The organism is Mongoliibacter ruber (assembly GCF_003003005.1).
GTDB lineage: Bacteria > Bacteroidota > Bacteroidia > Cytophagales > Cyclobacteriaceae > Mongoliibacter > Mongoliibacter ruber.
Genome location: NZ_PVTR01000005.1, coordinates 127,843 through 147,995, shown reverse-complemented (window position 1 = coordinate 147,995; position 20,153 = coordinate 127,843). Strand labels below are relative to the sequence as shown.

At 40.4% G+C, this 20,153-nt stretch carries 14 protein-coding genes and 1 other RNA gene; 6 read left to right on the top strand and 9 right to left on the bottom strand.

The features are described from left to right. Nucleotides 1-38: 38 nt before the first annotated feature. Nucleotides 39-719, bottom strand: coding sequence for a hypothetical protein (locus CLW00_RS09745; protein ID WP_106133495.1), 681 nt, complete (start codon nucleotides 717-719; stop codon nucleotides 39-41). 54 nt (nucleotides 720-773) lie between these two features. Here CLW00_RS09745 and CLW00_RS09740 point away from each other — a divergent pair, with 54 nt between their 5' ends. Beyond that, nucleotides 774-1,787: a LuxE/PaaK family acyltransferase gene (locus CLW00_RS09740; protein ID WP_106133494.1), complete on the top strand. Its 1,014-nt coding sequence runs from the start codon at nucleotides 774-776 to the stop codon at nucleotides 1,785-1,787. A 189-nt stretch (nucleotides 1,788-1,976) separates the two neighbouring features. Here the strand turns inward: CLW00_RS09740 and CLW00_RS09735 are convergent, their stop codons facing one another. Continuing rightward, nucleotides 1,977-3,134, bottom strand: coding sequence for a sigma-54-dependent transcriptional regulator (locus CLW00_RS09735; RefSeq protein WP_106133493.1), 1,158 nt, complete (start codon nucleotides 3,132-3,134; stop codon nucleotides 1,977-1,979). 17 nt (nucleotides 3,135-3,151) lie between these two features. Next, nucleotides 3,152-3,561, bottom strand: an RNA gene (rnpB, locus tag CLW00_RS09730) — RNase P RNA component class A. A 217-nt stretch (nucleotides 3,562-3,778) separates the two neighbouring features. Between rnpB and CLW00_RS09725 the strand changes: the two genes are divergently transcribed. From CLW00_RS09725 to CLW00_RS09715, 3 genes are all read left to right on the top strand, one after another. Continuing rightward, entirely contained in the window at nucleotides 3,779-6,220 is a 2,442-nt protein-coding gene (locus tag CLW00_RS09725) for a TonB-dependent receptor (protein ID WP_106133492.1), read from the top strand. Nucleotides 6,221-6,818: 598 nt separating this feature from the next. After that, nucleotides 6,819-7,277, top strand: coding sequence for a PaaI family thioesterase (locus CLW00_RS09720; RefSeq protein WP_106133491.1), 459 nt, complete (start codon nucleotides 6,819-6,821; stop codon nucleotides 7,275-7,277). A 64-nt stretch (nucleotides 7,278-7,341) separates the two neighbouring features. Further along, nucleotides 7,342-7,905: a DUF3109 family protein gene (locus CLW00_RS09715; RefSeq protein ID WP_106133490.1), complete on the top strand. Its 564-nt coding sequence runs from the start codon at nucleotides 7,342-7,344 to the stop codon at nucleotides 7,903-7,905. A 64-nt stretch (nucleotides 7,906-7,969) separates the two neighbouring features. Here the strand turns inward: CLW00_RS09715 and CLW00_RS09710 are convergent, their stop codons facing one another. After that, nucleotides 7,970-9,115, bottom strand: a complete 1,146-nt coding sequence (locus CLW00_RS09710; protein WP_106133489.1) for an acyltransferase family protein — start codon at nucleotides 9,113-9,115, stop codon at nucleotides 7,970-7,972. A 360-nt stretch (nucleotides 9,116-9,475) separates the two neighbouring features. On the opposite strand from CLW00_RS09710, the gene CLW00_RS09705 reads away from it, so the two are divergent. After that, the gene (locus tag CLW00_RS09705) at nucleotides 9,476-12,067 is read left to right on the top strand and encodes a family 20 glycosylhydrolase (protein ID WP_106133488.1); all 2,592 of its coding nucleotides are present in this window, start codon (nucleotides 9,476-9,478) and stop codon (nucleotides 12,065-12,067) included. On the opposite strand, the gene CLW00_RS09700 is transcribed toward CLW00_RS09705, so the two are convergent. Next, complete coding sequence (locus CLW00_RS09700) at nucleotides 12,062-12,631, bottom strand: hypothetical protein (RefSeq protein WP_106133487.1); 570 nt, start codon at nucleotides 12,629-12,631, stop codon at nucleotides 12,062-12,064. The genes CLW00_RS09705 and CLW00_RS09700 overlap by 6 nt on opposite strands. A gap of 101 nt (nucleotides 12,632-12,732) precedes the next feature. Between CLW00_RS09700 and CLW00_RS09695 the strand changes: the two genes are divergently transcribed. Next, nucleotides 12,733-13,461 (top strand): hypothetical protein, encoded by a 729-nt coding sequence (locus CLW00_RS09695; RefSeq protein ID WP_245917218.1) that lies wholly within the window; start codon nucleotides 12,733-12,735, stop codon nucleotides 13,459-13,461. Here the strand turns inward: CLW00_RS09695 and CLW00_RS09690 are convergent, their stop codons facing one another. From CLW00_RS09690 to CLW00_RS09675, 4 genes are read right to left on the bottom strand one after another with little or no spacing between them, the layout of a single operon-like run. Then, nucleotides 13,462-14,199 carry a sugar isomerase domain-containing protein gene (locus tag CLW00_RS09690; RefSeq protein WP_106133485.1) on the bottom strand — a complete coding sequence of 246 codons (738 nt, stop codon included), beginning with the start codon at nucleotides 14,197-14,199 and terminating at the stop codon, nucleotides 13,462-13,464. Between the two features lie 2 nt (nucleotides 14,200-14,201). After that, entirely contained in the window at nucleotides 14,202-16,337 is a 2,136-nt protein-coding gene (locus tag CLW00_RS09685; protein ID WP_106133484.1) for a c-type cytochrome domain-containing protein, read from the bottom strand. A gap of 15 nt (nucleotides 16,338-16,352) precedes the next feature. Next, nucleotides 16,353-17,804 (bottom strand): DUF1501 domain-containing protein, encoded by a 1,452-nt coding sequence (locus CLW00_RS09680; RefSeq protein ID WP_106133483.1) that lies wholly within the window; start codon nucleotides 17,802-17,804, stop codon nucleotides 16,353-16,355. A gap of 1 nt (nucleotide 17,805) precedes the next feature. Then, the gene (locus CLW00_RS09675) at nucleotides 17,806-20,115 is read right to left on the bottom strand and encodes a PSD1 and planctomycete cytochrome C domain-containing protein (RefSeq protein ID WP_106133676.1); all 2,310 of its coding nucleotides are present in this window, start codon (nucleotides 20,113-20,115) and stop codon (nucleotides 17,806-17,808) included. Between the last annotated feature and the right edge of the window lie 38 nt (nucleotides 20,116-20,153).

The window sequence follows — 20,153 nt, the reverse complement described above, 5'->3', positions numbered from 1 at the left end:
CTTAAATAAAAAAAGGTCCTGTAAATACAGGGCCTTTTTTATCTTGGGGTTCTTCTGATTTGACTCAAGGTGACCTCAGGGCTGGAGACGATGTTGCTTCTGTTGAGCGCTCTGTCCTGAATCTGAACATCTATACGGATGGTATCATTTCTGAAGATTGACTCCCAACCAAAAGAAAGCATGGCATATTGCAAACTACCTTCTACTGGTTGACCTTGATTGTTGTTGAGGATTCTTGGGAAACGTCCATTAAAAGTGGTGAAGAATGGAGGATCCTGCCAGCGGTATTCCGTGAAATCCCCATTTCTTTTGATGAAAAATCTGATGAAAATATTATTGTGGTTTTCATTTTGTTCCACCCAAACAGTATCCCTTACTGTCTGATTATTAACAATAGGGTTGATGACCCAGTCTATCGGGTTATAACTTGGTGCTGTGGGTGGCCTTTGGGAATAACGAATCAATTCCCCTAAATTGGTTCTTTTAAAATTAACCGGTTGAAAGGGAGGGTCGATATCAGTAGGGTTGAGACCCAAATCTCCTTCAGCATCTCGAAACCCGATTCTGACTATCAGAGAGTCAGCACCAGATGCACTTGAAAAAGCCATATCTTCAAATGTGATCTCAGGAACAGATGGGAAATTTTCCGGTGGGGAAACACAGGAGGTCACTATATAAAGAATAAAGAATAAATAGATATAATTTTTTACACTGCTCATGCTGGCATAAATTTACAACCTTTCGGCTTGGGCGTAAAATTGATCAATTTTACAATGACAAATTATAAAACGACGAAGTATTTCAAAAGTTTTGAGCAGGATATACCTGCCATTAATGAAAATATTTTTGAAATGAAGGCTTTGGAGCTCTTTCGGTTCCAGGCAGAGCACAATAATATCTACAAGTCTTATATAAATGCCAGAAAAATCGAAGCAAAAAATGTGAAGTCTTTGGAACAGATTCCTTTTCTCCCAATAAGGTTTTTCAAAGACCATAAAGTGATCTGTGGCAGTGAACATGAGTTTCAGGATTTTTATTCTAGTAGTGGAACTACAGGTGTGATTACCAGCAGGCATTATTTCTGGTCAGAGAAATTCTACCTGGAGCATGCATTGCGTCTATTTGAAAAAGAATATGGATCAATAAGAGATTTTCATGTGCTAGCCTTACTGCCTGCATATCTTGAAAGAAAAGGAAGCTCTTTGGTAAGTATGGCACAATATTTTATAGAGCAATCCCGTTCCGATTATTCTGGCTTTTATCTATACAATCAACAAGAATTGTTGGATACGATAATAAGCTTGGGGAAGAAACCAGGTAAAATACTTCTTTTAGGCGTTACTTTTGCATTGTTGGATCTGGCTGAAAGTGGTCTGGAATTTCCAAAAACCCCTCAGTTGATAGTCATGGAGACAGGAGGGATGAAGGGTAGGAGAAAGGAAATGATAAGGGAGGAAGTTCATCAGGTTTTGAAAAAATACTTTCGGAAAGAGGAAATTCATTCGGAATATGGAATGACAGAATTGTTGTCTCAAGCCTACTCAAAAGGTGATGGAAAATATACACTTCCCAATAGCATGCATATTATGCTTAGGGATGTGAATGACCCTTTTACTTATTCAAACCGCAAACAAGGGGGGATCAATGTGATAGATCTTGCCAACTTCCACAGTTGTGCGTTTATTGAGACACAAGACTTGGGGAGATTTGATAAAAACGGAAACCTTGAAATCTTGGGTAGAATGGATAATTCTGAGATAAGAGGCTGTAATTTAATGGTTAATTAATTTTGTATTCCTTTTATAATTAAACATATTTGATCAAGTTTATAAAAAAATAGCATGAAAAAGATAGCGATAGTAGTAATGGCTTTGGGAGTTTTGGCTCTTAGTTCTTGTGCAGCAAGCAAGCCTTGTCCTGCCTATGCAAAGGCAATAGATAACTCTGAAATTAAAGGATAATAAATATGCTGACCATTAATAGTCAGCATATTTTTTTACATCATCCAAGCTGATGGTTTTTTCACCTAATATTACAAGTCTTTCCACAACATTTCTCAACTCTCTGATATTACCTGTCCAAGGAAACTTTTGAAGCTCTTTTAGGGCTTCTGAGGATATGTCTTTTTGTGCAGTACCATATTCTTTGGCGATATCATCAAGAAATTTTTCTACCAACAATGGAATATCTTCATTGCGATCCTTGAGTGCTGGTACCTGAATAAGAATAACACTTAACCTGTGGTATAGATCTTCCCTGAAATTGCCTTCCTCAATCTCTTTTTTAAGGTCTTTATTTGTAGCGGCAAGAACACGTACATCTACTTTGATGTCCTTGTCTCCACCTACTCTTGTGATTTTATGCTCTTGCAAAGCCCTCAGTACTTTGGACTGGGCAGATAAACTCATATCGCCAATTTCATCCAAAAACAAGGTTCCTCCGCTTGCTTGTTCAAATTTCCCAACCCTTTGCTTGACAGCTGAGGTGAAAGACCCTTTTTCGTGACCAAACAATTCACTTTCGATAAGTTCAGCAGGAATTGCGGCACAATTGACAGCTATAAATGGCTCAGTGGACCTGTTACTTTTCTTGTGTAGCCAGTGAGCTACCAGTTCTTTTCCAGTTCCATTGGGACCTGTGATCAATACCCTTGCGTCTGTAGGAGCTACTTTTTCAATGGTTTCCTTGACCTGAAGTATGGCTGCAGATTCACCTACCATATCAAGTTTTTTGGAAAGCTTTTTCTTTAATACCTTAGTTTCGGAGACGAGGTTCTTTTTGTCAAGTGCATTTCGGACGGTCAACAAAAGCCTATTCAAGTCCGGTGGCTTAGGTACAAAGTCAAATGCCCCCTTTTTGGTAGCTTCCACAGCCGTTTCTATGGATCCATGTGCCGAAATCATGATAAACTGAGGTTGTTTGTCCAATAGGGAGGCTTGTTCCAATACTTCCAAGCCATCCATTTTAGGCATTTTGATATCACAGAGAACCAAGTCAAATTCCTCTTCTTGGAGCATTTTTAAACCCTCTTCACCATCCTGTGCTTCAGAAATTTTATAATTTTCATACTCTAAGATTTCTTTGAGTGTGGCTCTGATGACTTTTTCGTCATCGATGATTAGGATTTTAGACATATCAGATTTTAGTTTAAAATAGGTGCAAGCCTATAAGCCGGGTTCTGTTCCTCATTCCTGATGAATGATTTACCTGTCATTTATCTAGCCTTGGCTTTGCAACCAAGGTCCATCGACCTACCCATCCCGCAGAAAGACGAGCCGCCTTTTCCGGAATTGAATCCGGTGCGGGACCTATTTGGTCTTTCAACCCATAAGGTTTACCCTGCTCCTGACATCACTGCCAGGACGGTGGGCTCTTACCCCACCATTTCACCCTTACCCTATCCCAATAGCTATCGGGATCAAGGCGGTATATTTTCTGTGGCACTATCTGTAATCAGACCGTCGCCAGCCTGATCCCTTCCCGTTAGGAAGTATGGCGCTCTATGTTGCCCGGACTTTCCTCCCTCCCGCAGAGCGGAACGACGACAGGTCGGCTTGCACCTTGCAAATTAAAGGAAATTCAAGCAATCCTCGTATGATTTTTTAGTTTGATGGATTTTATTGAGCAGTTGAAGTCGCTTTGATAGCTTTTTTCTATAGCACCTACATTTCTATAATAATTTAGTATTGAAACTTTTTAGCCTTATTTGGATTAAGTTTAAATAACAAATACATTTGCAGTGTTAATTTAAACCAAATCTAAATAGTACTCTTAATTGATGTCATACAAAGGTTTATCGAGAATTTTCGCAATTCTCTTTTTATTCGCTAGTCAGTCACCCGCGTTTTCCAATGAAAATTTCGACCCAAGATCAAGTGATAATACCTTGGTCATAGCTGGAAAGGTTTCCACAATAGAAGGAGAGACCATTCCATATGCGAATATTATGGTGGTAGGAACTGTGAAAGGCACCTATACCAATATTGATGGCTCGTTTGAAATATATGACTTGCCTGACGGTGATTACACGCTTAAGGTTTCTGCAGTTGGCTTCAAGTCTTTCACCAGAAATGTCACAATCATAGGTGGTAAAATGAGTGAAGTAAATCTTGTTTTTGAAGAAACTGGAGTAGAAATGCCCCAAATAGAAGTAATCGCAAACAAAGATCGGGTTTTCAGCAGAGTTCCAGGTTCAGTTACCTTTATTGATAAAAAAGAGATTAAAACCGTCAATCCATTAAGCGGAAATGAAGTGCTAAGAAGGTCTCCCGGTGTTCACGTAGTGGATGAAGAAGGTGTTGGGATGCGTGTGAATGTGGGTATCCGTGGGCTTGACCCAGATAGAAGCAGGAGTGTTTTGGTGATGGAGGATGGTGTGCCAGTAGCTTTGGCACCATACGGTGAACCGGAAATGTACTACACACCTGCAATGGACAGAATGGCGGGAGTAGAGATTCTCAAAGGTTCTGGACAGATACTTTTTGGTCCTCAGACGATAGGCGGGGTGATCAACTATATCACTGCCAACCCACCACAGGAAGAAGAAGGTTCTGTATATGTTCAAGGTGGACAGGGTGGATTTTTCTCAGGATTAGTCAATTATGGAAATACTTTCGGTAACACTGGAATTCAAGCCAATTTATTGAGAAAAACTGCCAATAACATAGGCCCAACTGAATTTGACATTACAGATTTCAACACCAAGTTCCTTTTCAAAGTAAATGAAAAGTCTGAGTTGGGAATGAAATTAGGCATATACAATGAGGTTTCAAATTCCACCTATGTCGGGATTAATCAAGTCATGTTTGACCAAGGTGGACAGGATTTTACAAGGGTTGCACCTGATGACCAATTGGATGTAAGCAGGTATTCTGTAAGCTTCAGTCATAAATACAGGTTCAATAAGAATGTCAGGTTAAGGACAATAGCTTATGGCTATAGAACTACAAGAAACTGGAATCGACAGGATTTCTCTATCAACAATGACAATACACCGCCTTCAAACTGGACTGGTGTGGTATGGGGTGACAGAGAAGTGCCAGGAGGAGCCATTTTCATGAGAGATGGTACCGGTAACAGGAATAGACAATTTGAAGTAGCTGGTGTGGAACCAAGGCTGGAAGTTGACCATAAGCTTTTTAATACTGAAAATGAGCTGATTGTGGGTACAAGGTTTTTGTACGAAAGAGCGAATGAACAAAGGGTGAATGGAACAAAAGCGGGAGTACAAAGCGGTAACCTCGTAGAGGATGAGGTAAGAACCGGTCATGCCATTGCTGCCTACATGCAAAATAAGATGAGAATTACTTCAAAGTTTGACTTCAATGCAGGTGTGAGGTTTGAGAGTTTTAATTACGAAAGAGATATCAGAAGAAGAAACTTCGCCAATATAGGGATAAGGGATACCGTACTTGTCGCAGCAAATGTGATCAATGAGATCATTCCGGGTGTCGGCTTTAACTACCGTCCTGTGAATGTATTCAATATCTTTGGAGGTGTGCACAAAGGCTATGCTCCTCCAAGAACAAAAGATGCCATCACTTCTTTAGGCGATGCCTTGGATCTTGAAGCGGAACAAAGCGTGAACTATGAACTTGGATTCAGGACAGAACCTACCAGGTGGTTGTTTGTAGAAGCTACTGGTTTTGTGATGAACTTTAGCAATCAGGTAATCCCAGTCTCAGAGTCAGCAGGTGGATTAGGTTTTGGATTGGTCAATGGTGGAGCGACACTCAATAGAGGTATAGAAACCGCCGTGGTTATGGACCTGAGTAATTTATTGAGCATGACAAGAGTGAGCTTGACTTACGATATTAATGCTACTTTCTTAAGGGCTACGTATTCTGAAGATAGATTCATCAATGGTACCAACATCAATGGCAATAGGACTCCTTATGCACCCAATTGGTTTGTAAACTCTGCCCTGACATTGAGGACTGAGTCCGGCTTTGGGCTTAGGTTAGTGGGGAATTTTGTAGGTGATCAGTTCGGCGATGAGTTAAATACAGTTGAGGCTTCTGCAGATGGAAGAATAGGCTGGATACCTGGTTATAATTTGTTTGATGCTGTTTTTAGCTATGACGTAGAAAAGTGGAATTCAAGGTTTAATTTTAGTATTAAAAACCTTACCAATGAAAGGTATATCGCTACCAGAAGACCTCAGGGAATCAGGGTAGGAATTCCAAGATTTATTACAGCTGGATATGAATTCAGGTTTTAAGAAAAAAAATATTTATTTTCATAAACATTACTTATCCGGCCATGTTATGTATTGGAAGGCTTTAATAAGCTTTTCTTCATAGTGCTGGGTTGAACCGTTCCGAGTCATCGGAACGGTTCTTTTTTTGCTTATATTCATTTTGATTTTATAGATAATCTTTAATTTGGCTACCAATGACGGATTTGTAGGGATCGTCATTCTGATCCCGATAGCTATACGGGAGAAGAATCTCCTACTCTCAAGGGAAGGAGATCCCCCGCAATGCTGCGGGACAGGCTTTCAACTCCGCAAGTCTGCCTACATGGGGTAGGCTCCGTTCAGCATGACGCGGACCATACTGTCATTCTCTTTGTGGAAATGACAAATTTTAAAATCTCAGAATGATGCGATGACGAGGTCATATCCTTTTTGTATGATTCCTAAATATTAAAATATGATTATCCGCAATCATGCCACTAATCAACTAAACTATGGTTTTTTGGCAAACGGATACTAATAGATACCTGATATTTATAGATATTGGTTCTAAATCACAAGTTAATTCTTGCTTATAGATTCCACTGGTATGAAAGCGGATATACATTTATTAAAATCTACAATGGACAGCAAAAGATTCAAAAAGTATAAGCGACTGATCAAGTTGATGAATATTTACCCTCCTTATTTTTTCTCGGGGATCAAGGTGATTGATTACAATGATGATTTTACTTTTTTCAAAGTCAGACTCAAATTGACATGGTATAACAAAAACCTTGTAGGTACAGCTTTTGGTGGGTCTTTGTATGCGATGTGTGATCCATTCTTTATGTTTATTTTATTGATCAATTTAGGGGAGCAATATATAGTATGGGACAAAGCGGCCAGTATAGATTTTCAAAGACCAGGAAAGGGGACTGTCTATGCAGAGTTCTCCATACCTGAGGAGAAAATAAAAATTGTCAAAGAGGAGGTAGATGAATTAGGGAAAAAGGTCTTCACATTTCCTTGTGAGATCAAAGACAAGGAAGGGAAGGTAATAGCAAAGTTGAGTAAAGATGTTTACGTGCGGCGAAAATGAGCATAAGAATCGTTTTTAGCCTTTAAGAATAAACTTACCTTTGCAATCTAATAATACAGATAATATGATTTTAGTCGGGAATGCGGTTTTAAGTGATGATATCAAGGAACAGTTTTTTGTCTGCGATCTTGAAAAATGCAAAGGGGCTTGTTGTGTCGAAGGAGATGCCGGTGCGCCTTTAGAAGATGAGGAGACCAAAATTATAGAGGAAATCTACCCAATTGTCAAGGATTACATTACTGAGGAAGGAAGGAAAGTCATAGAAAGAGAGGGCACTTGGGTCATTGACAAGGACGGAGATAAGGGCACTCCCACCATTGGAGAAAATAGAGAGTGTGCTTACGCCTTGTATGACAATAGGGGAATTTTGAAATGTGGGATCGAACAAGCTTACCTTGATGGAAAAATCTCCTTTAAAAAGCCGATTTCCTGTCATATGTACCCCATTCGGATTACCAAATACGACCAGTTTGAAGCCTTAAATTATGATCGTTGGCATATTTGCAGTCCAGCATGTAGTCTTGGAAGTAAATTGGGAGTTCCTGTTTACAAATTTCTAAAGGATGCTTTGGTAAGAAGATATGGAGAAGCTTGGTATGAAGAATTGGTAAATGAAATAGAAGGATAGAAAAAAGTCCCCAAGAAGATGCAGTTTTTTGGGGACTTTTTTTATACTCAATAACATAAAATTTCTATACTTTAATGTATACTTTTTTCTTGTCCATCCACAACCCTATCAGCCAGATCAAAAGCATGTAAGCTATGGAAAACAGTAACGAGGCATTTTTAGGTGATAACCAATTGGTGAACGCATTGGCATATATAAAACTTTTGAAGCTTTGATCTCCTACAGAGAAAATATACATCAAGCTGATTACAATACCAGAAAGTACATACAAAATAAGAGGGTTTCTCCCAAAGACTTGGAGAGGATATGTCCAATTCCTTTGTTGCCATACTTCAATGATCATGATTAAAGCTCCGATCAGTATTAAATCCAATCCGACTGTCATGAGTACATAAGGACTGGTCCATAATTTTTTGTTCATGGGAAAGAAAGTATCCCATGCCAAGCAGATAGCAATCAGTATTAAACCAGCCACAAGAAGAAATTTGACTGTTTTTGTAGTATTGCCCAGTTGCTGGATAAACTTACCTGCAAAAAAACCTGCTAGCACATTTACCACAGCTGGGAAAGTGCTGAGAAGACCTTCTGGGTCAAAAGGGATTCCTTCCCCTCCATATAAGTTTGTAGGTCCGATCAGCCAAAGGTCTAATTTCAATGCAGCATTACCGGTGAGCGAATAAGGGTCGCCCTGATCTCCGAAAAAATACATGATTGGCCAGTATGCAATTAAAATCAATATACTGACCAAGATAGCACCCTGTCTGCTCAGATAATAGAGAATCAAGGCGGCAAACATATAGCACAAGGCTATGCGCTGAAGTACACCAAGTAACCTGACTTCACCCCAATTGATCATGGAAATACCATTTTCTGTTTGTTCAAAAAATGGAAAAGCATTCAGCCCCCATCCGATTAAGAAAATTAAAAATGTCCTTTTGAATACTTTTTTCAAGAACATGCCTTGATCCATCCGCTCTAGTTTTTTCATACTGAAGCTCATTGCGTTTCCGACCACAAAAAGGAAAGTAGGAAATACAAGGTCTGTAATGGTGAATCCGTGCCAAGCGGCATGCATAAATGGGGCGTACATATGAGACCAGGATCCAGGAGTATTAACGACGATCATCAAGGCGATGGTCAGTCCTCTAAGTACATCCAAGGCAAGGTATCTTTCTTGTAAAAGAACTCCCGAAGGTTGTAAGGTTGCCATAGGTTAGATTGGTTGGGTAATAATTTTTACAATAAGCGCAAACTTCGTGTAAAATATAAAGAAAGTATGGATTTAAAAATTGTATTTGTAGAGAGTGGCCAATACTGATTTGAATTTTGGTTTGAATGTGTAATTGGTAGGTTCCTATTTATACAATATGATTATACGACTATTTTAATCAGTAATTAAATATCAATTAACCTAAATATTAAAAATAATATGATTCTGTCACTACTATTTCTGTGTTAATAAAACACTTTAAATGTTAATAAAAGGGGTATTTTATTGGTTGTTTGGTCAAAACATAGTTAAAATGTTTTATGCTTTTTTTCTCCATAGGGTTATTTGTTATATTCAAGAATGATAAGAAAACTTATTTACTCTGTCCTGACCCTTACAGCGGTATCATTGCTTCTTAGTTTTTGTTCTACTCGAAATGGCCACCCATCAGCTGAGGATATTCACATTGAATGGGAAATTCTTGAAAACTCTCCACACCCGAAAGCTTTTCATAGAGCTTCATTTAAGATCACCAATAATGGTAAACAAGACTTGAAACCTGATTGGGAAATATTTTTTAATACGATTTTTCTGTCGGTTGCGCCGGAAGTGATTTCAGGGGCAGTATCCATCAGTCATTTATCCGGTGATTATTTTGGTATTGCACCCAAGGAAGGCTTCCCCTCTTTGGCATCAGGTGAGTCTTACACCATTGAATACCGCTCTGATAATTTTCTCACCAAAAATACCCACGTTCCTGAGGCATTGTATATTGTTTTTGGTGATAAAGAAGAAGGCAATCCTTTGACTGGCTATGATGTGAAAGGAATAAAAATACCAACCATGGTAAGAGATACAGAAGGCCTAGGTCTTCCAATCCCTACAGGCAACTTTCTGTTTGAGAGAAATAAAAATCTGAAATTACTTCGGCAAACAGACTTCAGTCCAATTATTCCTACCCCGAAAACTTACGTGTTGAATGATGGACACTGGAATAGTGGGAGTAATATCAAGCTTTTTGTCGAGGAGGGTTTTGAGCATGAAGCCAAGCACTTGAAAAAATGGTTGGAGGCCCTTTATAGCGGAAGTGTTTCTGATTCAGGAAAAGAAGGTGCATCTATTTTACTATTAAAAAGTGATAAAGATCTTGGTACTGAGGGCTATGAATTGGATGTGGAGAGTGAGGTAATTACCCTCAAAGCAAGTCAAAATCAAGGCGTTTTTTATGGCATGCAAAGTTTGATGGCCCTGATGCCAATTTATGCTTTTGAGGATAAAGTATCGGACATTGAGGTTCCTCAAGTTAGCATACAGGATGAACCAAGGTTTGGATATAGGGGCTTGTTTTTGGATGTAGCAAGAAATTTTCAATCCAAGGAAGCGGTACTTAAGCTACTGGATTTGATGTCTTTTTATAAATTGAATGTATTTCATTTCAATCTGGCCAATGATGAGGGCTGGAGAATTGAAATTCCCGGACTTCCTGAATTGACTGAGATTGGAAGTAAAAGAGGGCATTCCAAAGAAGAAAAAGAATTTTTATGGCCTTATTATGGATCTGGACCTAATAAGGATGATTCACCCCAAGGGACAGGTTTTTATACTGTTTCCGATTTTCAGGATATCCTCAGATATGCCAAGGAAAGGCATATAGAGGTGATACCTGAAATTGGTGTTCCTGCACATTCCCGTGCAGCGATTATTGCGATGCGCTACCGGTATCACCAAAAAATGGAAAATGGTGATGAACAAGGAGCTAAAGAATTCCTCCTAGAAGATTTTGATGACCAATCAGAATACTTGTCTGCACAGAATTTCAGAGGAAACACCATTTGCATCTGTCAAGAATCTGCATTCCGCTTTTATGAGAAGGTTTTGGATGAAATCATCAGCATGTACAATGAGGCAAATGTTCCTTTACATACTTTTCATACCGGTGGGGATGAAGTGCCTCATGGTGCTTGGACTGCCTCTCCTGTTTGCGAAAAGTTCATCATGGAATCAGATTCAGTGAGTTCAGTAGAGGAGCTTAGAAATTATTTTTATACCAGGATCAATAGAATGTTTGGGGAAAAAGGGCTTCAGACTGCTGGTTGGGAAGAGATAGGTCAGATGGAAGTCGCTGAGAATGGCAGTAGTAAATCTGTGCCTAATCCTGAATTTGCAGACGCTGACTTCAGAGTATATGCGTGGAATGCAGTCGCAGGATGGGGAGGGGAGGATATGGCTTATCAACTTGCCAATGCGGGATATGAAGTTGTGGTCTGTAATTCTTCAAACCTTTATTTTGATTTGGCCTATGACCTTCACCCCGACGAACCGGGGCATGAATGGTCAGGCTATGTTGATTTAAAAACAGCTTGGCAAACAGTGCCATTGAATCACTTTATTTCTAACGATGTGGACATGTATGGGCGACCTTTGGATATTGATGTGCTTCTGCAGAGTAAAGAAAAACTTACAGCTGAGGGGAAGAAAAACATCAAGGGGATTTCGGGTCAATTGTGGACGGAGACTGTCAAAGGGCAGGATATGATGGAGTATTACCTGCTACCTAAGATATTTGGTCTGGCTGAAAGGGCTTGGTCCCAAGACCCTGATTGGGCAGGAATAGACGATCATGATGAAAGAAGATTTGCTAGGGAAGAGGATTGGAACAAATTCTCAAATGCGGTAGGACAAAGGGAACTGCCTAGACTGGATTTTATCTTTGGAGGATTCAATACCAGATTGCCGAAGCCAGGGACTTTTGTGAAAGATGGCCTTATGCATGCAAATGTAGAACACCCTGGTTTGATCATCAGGTTTACCAGAGATGGGACAGAGGTGACACCCAATTCACCTCAATATACCGCTCCGGTTCCCATAGATGGAAAGGTTAGTTTAAGGGTGTTTACTCCCTCTGGAAAAGGAGGGGGAATGACTACTTGTGACAAATGGGATGGGTCATAATTGTAGACCAATTCTCAAATGTAAGTTGACAAATACCTCACCCATAGCCACAGTCCTAGGTATAACTTTGTAGTATTCATAACCATACCCAACTCCAATACCTGCCTCATAGTTGAAATGTTGGGTTGGACTTCTCCTGATACCCCATGTGGGAATCAGACTCAGGGTTGGAATTACTCCCATGTTGGATTCATTTGAAATCACAAACCAGTCGGGTTGGTAGCTGGTAGAAAGTGCTAGGAAATTACCGGAATTTTGAGCTGTTTTTTTTCCTTTTGCCGCACGCTTTTGGAGGTTATAATAAAATCTGGGCTCTAGCCTTAAAAATGGCCACCAGGCAACAGTGGGCTGATTGACGGAAAAACCTTCCCTATATGAAAAATTAAAGCCGATTTCAGATCGGAGAGCCAAATCTCTTTTTAGTCTAGATTCATTGCTGAAATATTTGGTGACCAATAGACTCTGTACTTGCCAAATTGATTTTTCTACAGAAGGAATTTCTTGTGCTTGAGAAGACTTTATCAAGAAAATAGAAAATATAAAGGTTAAAATATAAAATTTCACTTAGGCCTATTTAAATTTTGGTCAAAAATAGATTTTTTGTAACAATTTAAAAATTTATTTGTTTTACATATATGCGTCATTCATATAGTAAATTTACCTTTTTGTTTTTTATCTTTTTTGGACTGGTATATCAAGCCCACTCACAGATCAGTTTGGATATTGAGAGTGGGCTTATTTTTCCGGGATATAATCAGGTAAGGATACCCAATCAAACCGGAACCTCATTTGATTTCAATAGAGATTTTGATATTCAGGGTCCGGTGATTCCCAATCGTATTAGACCTGGATATTCTTTTGGGAAAAATCACATTTTCGCCTTGTATGCACCCCTTACGGCTAATTATACTGGGATTCCTGGATTTGAAATTCAACTTGAAAATACCTTATTTGACGGTAGTCGGTCATTGGAAGGTCTTTATAAATTCAACAGTTACAGGTTAACTTATCGAAGGGATTTGATTCAGGATGAAAAATGGGTTCTAGGAGTTGGTTTTACTGCCAAAATCCGTGATGCCAGAGTATTGTTGTCAGATGAAACACAGACTGATTTTAAAGATGATATCGGATTTGTGCCACTTCTCCATTTGTTTGTGAGTTATGATGCAGGTATTTTGACAGCCTTGATAGAAGGGGATGGTCTGGCAGGTGGACCTGGAAGAGCATTTGATTTTTTTGGAGGTGTTAGGGTTCCTTTGTCCAACTATTTTGATCTCAAAGCAGGTTATAGAATTCTCGAAGGTGGGGCAGATGTTTCAGAAGTATATAATTTTGCGCTCTTCAATTTTGCTTCTGTTGGGATTGTCTGGGGAATCAGTGGAGGCAGGTATTGATTATAACCCTTTGATATATCCCTTATATTTATTGATCAGTGCATTATTGTGTTCTTCGCCCTCATCAGAATTGGAACTGCTGAATATCTCCGGTAAATAGCCTTTGGAGACTAAATTTTCTGTAGCCTGCACCATGATAGCCTGAAGTATACTGACCCCGATAACCGTAGATGTAGCACCGACCCTGAAGTCTAGCCCCTCTATTGAGGTAGCTGCATCACCGATTTCACCAATATTATCAAAAAAGAGGTCTGATACCTCGTAAAGCATTTTGCCCGAAACATGCCTGGAATCCACCGACTTGGTATGTTTAAGGTTTGTGATGACAATAACTTTAGCGCCTTTTTGCTTTGCAATCATCGCCATTTCTATACTCACGGTGTTTCGCCCTGAGTTGGAAGAAATGATAAACACATCGTTTTTTCCGATCGGATAGTTTTCAAAAAGTTTGGCAGCATAGCCTTCCTTTCTTTCAATTTCAGTACTCAATGAAGCGTCTTTGTGCAGCATAAGTGCATCATCAAAAATGGGGACAACTCTTGCAAAGCCACCTGCCCTGTAAAAAATCTCTTCTGCAAACATATGTGAATGACCTGTGCCACTCGTATAAATATACCCATTCTCCATCATGCATTGGCTGATCCAAGTGGCTGCAAGCTCTATTTTTTCCGATTGCTCAGATACTTTGTTCAGCTTAGCCTGGAGATGCTCCAGGTATCTTTGATAGGCCTTTTTCATTTTCAGTTGATTAAAATTTCATCCACGAATACCCAGCCTTTGCTTCCTCTTGAGGGGTGCCAAGAAGGTAAAGAAGCAACGGGGCTTAGTTTGATCTTAATGTTTTCACTGGGAATTTCCTGGTTCACCTTTATTTCTTCAAGGTGATACCTTTTCCCCATGTTTTGCTGAGGTTGTTCAGGTGTTCCTTCATAGATCTTTACCCAATTACCGTTTCGAGCTTTTTGCCATGCTTCAATTTTTGCAGGAAGAAAAATATGTGATCCCTCATCTGACAGGATGCTTAGGGAGATATCCTGAAGTGTGTCTTGGTTCTCAAACTCCATGGTGATCTCAAATGGATTTTCCTGGAACCCCAGCCATTTGCCTGAGGCAAAGTCTTCATCTCCTTTTATAAGATCAAATAAGCTGACAGCTCCATTTCCACTGTACTTTGCATTTGGTTCATAGGTCAGGTTAAATTTATTTGGCTGCCTGCCTGCTTTAAATAGAACCGCCTGACTGTTAGCACTCCCTATCCAACCTTTGGCAAATGCCTTTGCTTTGATAGTACTACTTTTTTCAAGCGTAAATGGCTCTTTGTATAGCAAGCTCTTGAGGCTGTCTGGCTCTGATCCATCTAAGGTGTAATAAATGTTTGTCGAGCCGATTGGGTGTTTGAGACGGATCAGTTGAGAATCTCTAAAAATAATGCTATCGTATTCTATAAAAGGCTGATTCAGGGTGATTGCCACACCGTCATCCTGAAAACCAACAATCAGTTTTAAGTTTGGGTTTTGATTCTGAAATTTTTTTATTATTTCATCGCTTAAACCAGTATTCCACAAGTAAACTGTTTGGAGTATAGGAATATCAGAAAGCATTTTGAATGACTCTTCTGAAAGCGGGTTGCCGCTCAGCGCGATCTGCTTCAAACTTTTCAATTCTTTCAACTCTCCAAAGTTTTCCCCATTAATATTTGTGAAGTTCAGATTGAGGTATTCTAAATTTTCGAATTTAGAAATTCTAATGAGGTCACCTTCCTGAAGGTTCATGTTGCTGAGGTTTAGCGATACAATCTGTTTTTGGATTTTACCCAATTCCTCGAGTTTTTTGGAGTCAAACTCATTTTTACCAAAGAATCTAACTTCAAGGGCCGGAGATGATGGTGTCAGCGACCTTATCAATCTGTAATCTGTGTTGAGTTCTTGGATCGTTTTGGCGGCCGCCGGTGGGAAGTCATACTGTAAGAAGCTGTTTTTTTCGATCCTGGTTTTTGCCAGATTGGCAAATACACTGCTTTGTTCGTATGCCAGGATTTTTTTATCAAAATGCGCGGACTCCATAATCCAAGCCGTAATCAATTCTATTTCCTCCTCATTCAATTGGGCCTTTTCTTTAGGAGGCATATGTTCCTCATCATCCAATGGCAGATGGATTCTTTTGATGAGCAGACTCTCTTCTGGCTGATCAGCTGAGATACTTAAACCCGTTTTTCCTCCAGCCAATATGTATTGGGCCTCATCGAGTCTGAGCTCACCTTTTTGTTTGGAGGCTTTGTGGCAACTGATACATTTTTGCTCTAATATGGGTTTGATCACATGGTCAAAAGCCAGGGCATCTTCCATACTGATTACTTCTGATTTTTTACTTGTCAAAGGTTCTAGTAAAAAATCCTTGCCATGTGTGATTGTCGCTCCCAGGTGACCGGTGATGATGACAAGTGCCAATATTGCTAAAGGGAGGAGTTTGTGTACAATGAGGCTGTTTTTCTGGTAAAACCAATACCAAACCGAGGATAACCAGAATAAAGCAACTGCTGTCCATTGATGCCATTTTATGTTTTCATAATTATAGCCCGATTCTGAGCTGAGTAAGAAACCTGCAATAACTGTCAAACCAGTCAGTAGCACTGAGGTCAATAAAAAATGATCTCTGATATTCGGATCAATTTTGTGTTTCCCTAACCAATGAATCAAGGCTGCGAGTATCAAGAGTACTATTGGAAAGTGTAGCAAAAGCGGATGCATTCTCCCCAGTATTTCCAAAATAGGCGGGAAAATCAAGCGATTTTGTCCTAAAATTAAGACAATTACCATGCTGTGCATGATGATCAGAAGGTATTCCAATGCGTAAAAAAAACGTGCTTGAATTGACATACAGCAAAAGGAAAATTAAACCAAGATATCTTTAACGATTTTCCCACTTACATCAGTCAGACGGTATCTTCTACCTAGGTGCTTGTAGGTAAGTTTTTCATGATTGATACCCATAAGGTGTAGAATAGTAGCTTGAAAATCATGGACATGAACGGGTTTGTCTACGATATTGTATCCAAATTCATCAGTCTCGCCATAGACCATTCCTGATTTGACTCCGCCGCCAGCCATCCATACTGAAAATGCACGTGGATGGTGGTCACGTCCGTAATTGTCAGCCTGGATTTTGCCTTGGCAGTAATTTGTCCTCCCAAACTCACCACCCCATACGACCAAAGTTTCATCTAAAAGGCCTCTTTGTTTGAGGTCTTGAATCAAAGCAGCAGAAGCTTGGTCTACGTCTTTGGCTTGTCCTTTCATCTCACTAGGAAGGTTGTCATGTTGGTCCCATCCTTGATGATAAAGCTGGACAAAACGGACTCCATTTTCAGAAAGTTTTCTAGCTAAGAGGCAATTGGCGGCATAGGTACCCGGTACAAGGCAATCAGGGCCGTACATTTTGATGATACTGTCGGGTTCTTTGGATATATCGGTTACTTCCGGTACAGCTGTCTGCATGCGAAAGGCCATTTCATATTGCTGTATTTTAGCCTGGATTTCGGGGTCACCATAAGACTCAAAGCTCATTTGATTGAGGGTGGCAAGCTTGTCGAGCATTTTACGCCTGTCAGCTCTGCTCATCCCGACAGGGTCTCCAAGGTAAAGCACAGGGTCTTCACTTGCTGAGAATTGAACGCCTTGATGTATGGAATCCAAAAAGCCATTTGTCCAGAGTTTGGAATATACACCCTGTCCATTTCCTTTGCCTCTGCTCAGCAAGACACAAAAAGCTGGGAGGTTGCTATTTTCACTGCCTAATCCATAACTCAGCCATGCTCCCATGCTGGGGCGATTGCCTACCTGGGCGCCTGTTTGGAAAAATGTAAGCGCCGGATCGTGGTTGATGGCTTCTGTATGCATGGATTTGATAATGCAGATGTCATCTACAATTTTGGAAGTATGGGGAAACAAATCGGATACCCAGGCCCTTGCTTCACCGTATTGCTGAAAGCCAAAATATGAGCCCACCAATGGAAAAGAGCTCTGACCGGAAGTCATTCCTGTCAGCCTTTGCCCCATCCGGATAGATTCAGGCAACTCTTGCCCCATTTGCTTATTGAGCAAGGGCTTGTAGTCAAAAGACTCCAATTGGGAAGGTGCTCCATTTTGAAACAAGTAGATGACTCTTTTAGCTTTAGGAGCAAAGTGGGGGAGAGCATCAAAAAGTTCTTCTTCTGCGCTTTTCCTGTTGAAGAGGTCAGGAATCAGCAAGCTACCCAATGCAAGGCTACCAATTCCGAGACTGAGTTTCCCTAAGAATTTCCTTCTGTTGTGGTTCAAACCATGTTCCAGCTGCTCTTTTTCCATCTCAAATCTTTGTTATTGTTTCCTCTAGGTTGTACAACATGGTGATGACTTGCATCATTGCCGCCACATCCGGATTGATTTCTTCTTTTTTGGGGGGATAATTGCCTACCTGCACAAGGCTGTAAGCCTGATCCATATTGCTGGTAAATCGCTCTTTCTCTTCTTTGAGATAGTGTTCCAATACTTTAAGCTCTTCATTTTTTGGGTTCCTACTGAGGATCCTGACAAATGCTTCCCTCAGCGCTTCACTTGGGTCTTCGTGTTTTTTTGAAATAGTCAATGCCAGGTTGCTTGCAGCTTCCAGCACCATTGGGTCATTGAGCATGACCAATGCCTGTAGGGGTGTATTTGTCCTTCCCCTGTTGACTTCACATTGATCTCTGTTTGAACCATCAAAAATAATGGGCATAGGAGGAGGAGAGGTGAGCTTGATAAATGTATAAAGGCCTCTACGGTAAAGCTTGTCTCCGGTATCCTGCACATAAGTTTTGAGTTCACCCCGACCGGATGTCGAAGCTTCCCATAGTCCCTTTGGTTGGTAAGGCTTGACACTAGGCCCACCTATTTCAGTTACAAGCAAGCCAGAACTTGCGAGCACAAGGTCTCTTACGTTTTCAGCAGGCAATCTCAATCTTGGATAGCGGGAAAGGAAAATATTTTCAGGGTCTTTTTCTAGCGCTTTACGGTCGACAAAGGAAGATTGCTTGTAGGTGGCTGAACTGAGAATCTGTTTCAACAGCCGCTTGATATCCCAGCCATTTCCCATAAAGTCGACGGCCAACCAATCGAGGAGCTCAGGATGAGAAGGGAGATCGCCCTGCATGCCAAAGTCTCCAGTAGACTTGACTATTCCCTGACCAAAGATTTCTTGCCAAATAAGGTTGACAAATACCCGTGCGGTGAGCGGATTTTCTTTGGAAACAGTCCATTGTGCAAGGCCTAGACGGTTTTTGGGATAGTTTGTACCAAATTCCAAAACGGACATCGGGGTTGATGGGAAAACCTGACTTGTAGGAGCGTCATAAAGCCCTCTATCCAAGATATATGTCGGCCTTAAGCTGTCAAGTTCCTCCATTACCGATACCATAAGCCTGCTGGAATCCCGCTGATTGATAAATTTTAAAAGCTCCGAAGTATCCTCTTTATCAATCCATAGGATAGGTGTTTTTGCCGGTTTGGATTGCATTACATCTCCCTCGTAACCTTTTTCGGGTGTGTTGTTGAAAAAGGCGAATAGTTCGAAATATTCTTTTTGGGAAATAGGGTCGTACTTGTGGTCATGACACTGTGCACATTCCATGGTGATCCCTATGATCCCTTTGCTAAAAGTGTTGGTTTTGTCCAATACATATTCCACCCGGTACTCTTCTTCAATGACCCCGCCTTCTTCGGTGTATTTATGGTTCCTATTGAATGCAGTAGCCAGAATATGTTCTTTGTTATTGGCGGGTAACAAGTCCCCTGCAAGCTGCCAAGTGATAAATTCATCATATGGAAGGTTGGTATTAAATGCATGAATAACCCAATCCCTATAAGGCCATTGTGTCCGTATATTGTCGTCTTGATAGCCATAAGAATCCGAATACCTGGAAATGTCCATCCACAAAGCACCTAATTTTTCCCCGAATGCTTCTTGTGCAAATAGTTTGTCCAGTGCTTTTAAGTAAGCATCTTCAGATTGGTCATTTTCGAAAGCGGCTATCCACTCAGGTTGTGGAGGAAGTCCCGTGAGGTCCAGACTTATTCTTTTGATAAGTGTGTTTTTGTCTGCTTCTGGATTGGGAGCCAAACCTTCAGCTTCCATTCTTTGGAGGACAAAGTAGTCTATGTCATTAATTGGCCAACTTTGATTTTGGACCTTTGGCAAAGGATGTTTTTGTGGTTTTACAAAAGCCCAATGGGGCTCATATTCGGCGCCTTGACTGATCCATTTCCTGATAATTTCAATTTCTTCATTGCTGAGAGAAAGGTTGGACTCTGGTGGGGGCATTTGTTCACCTGGATCTTCAGAGGTCAGCCTTATATATACCTCCGAGGCGTCCGGATCATTGGGGACAATGCCATGCCTGCCCGGGTTTTCTCTCAATGCTGCGTAGGCTGATTCTGCCATGTCCAATCTGAGGCCAGCTTCTCTTTTATTGGCATCAGGGCCATGACATGCAAAGCATTTATCAGAGAGAATAGGTCTTATATGGAAATTATAGCTTACCTGATCATTGCTGTCAAGTATATTGCTTTGGCTTTTTTTCTCATTACAAGAAAATAGCAATAGAAACAAAAACGGAGCATATAGGAAAGTTTGCGATTTCACGATTATTCTGGTAAGGGGCTTATTGTCAAAAGTAATTT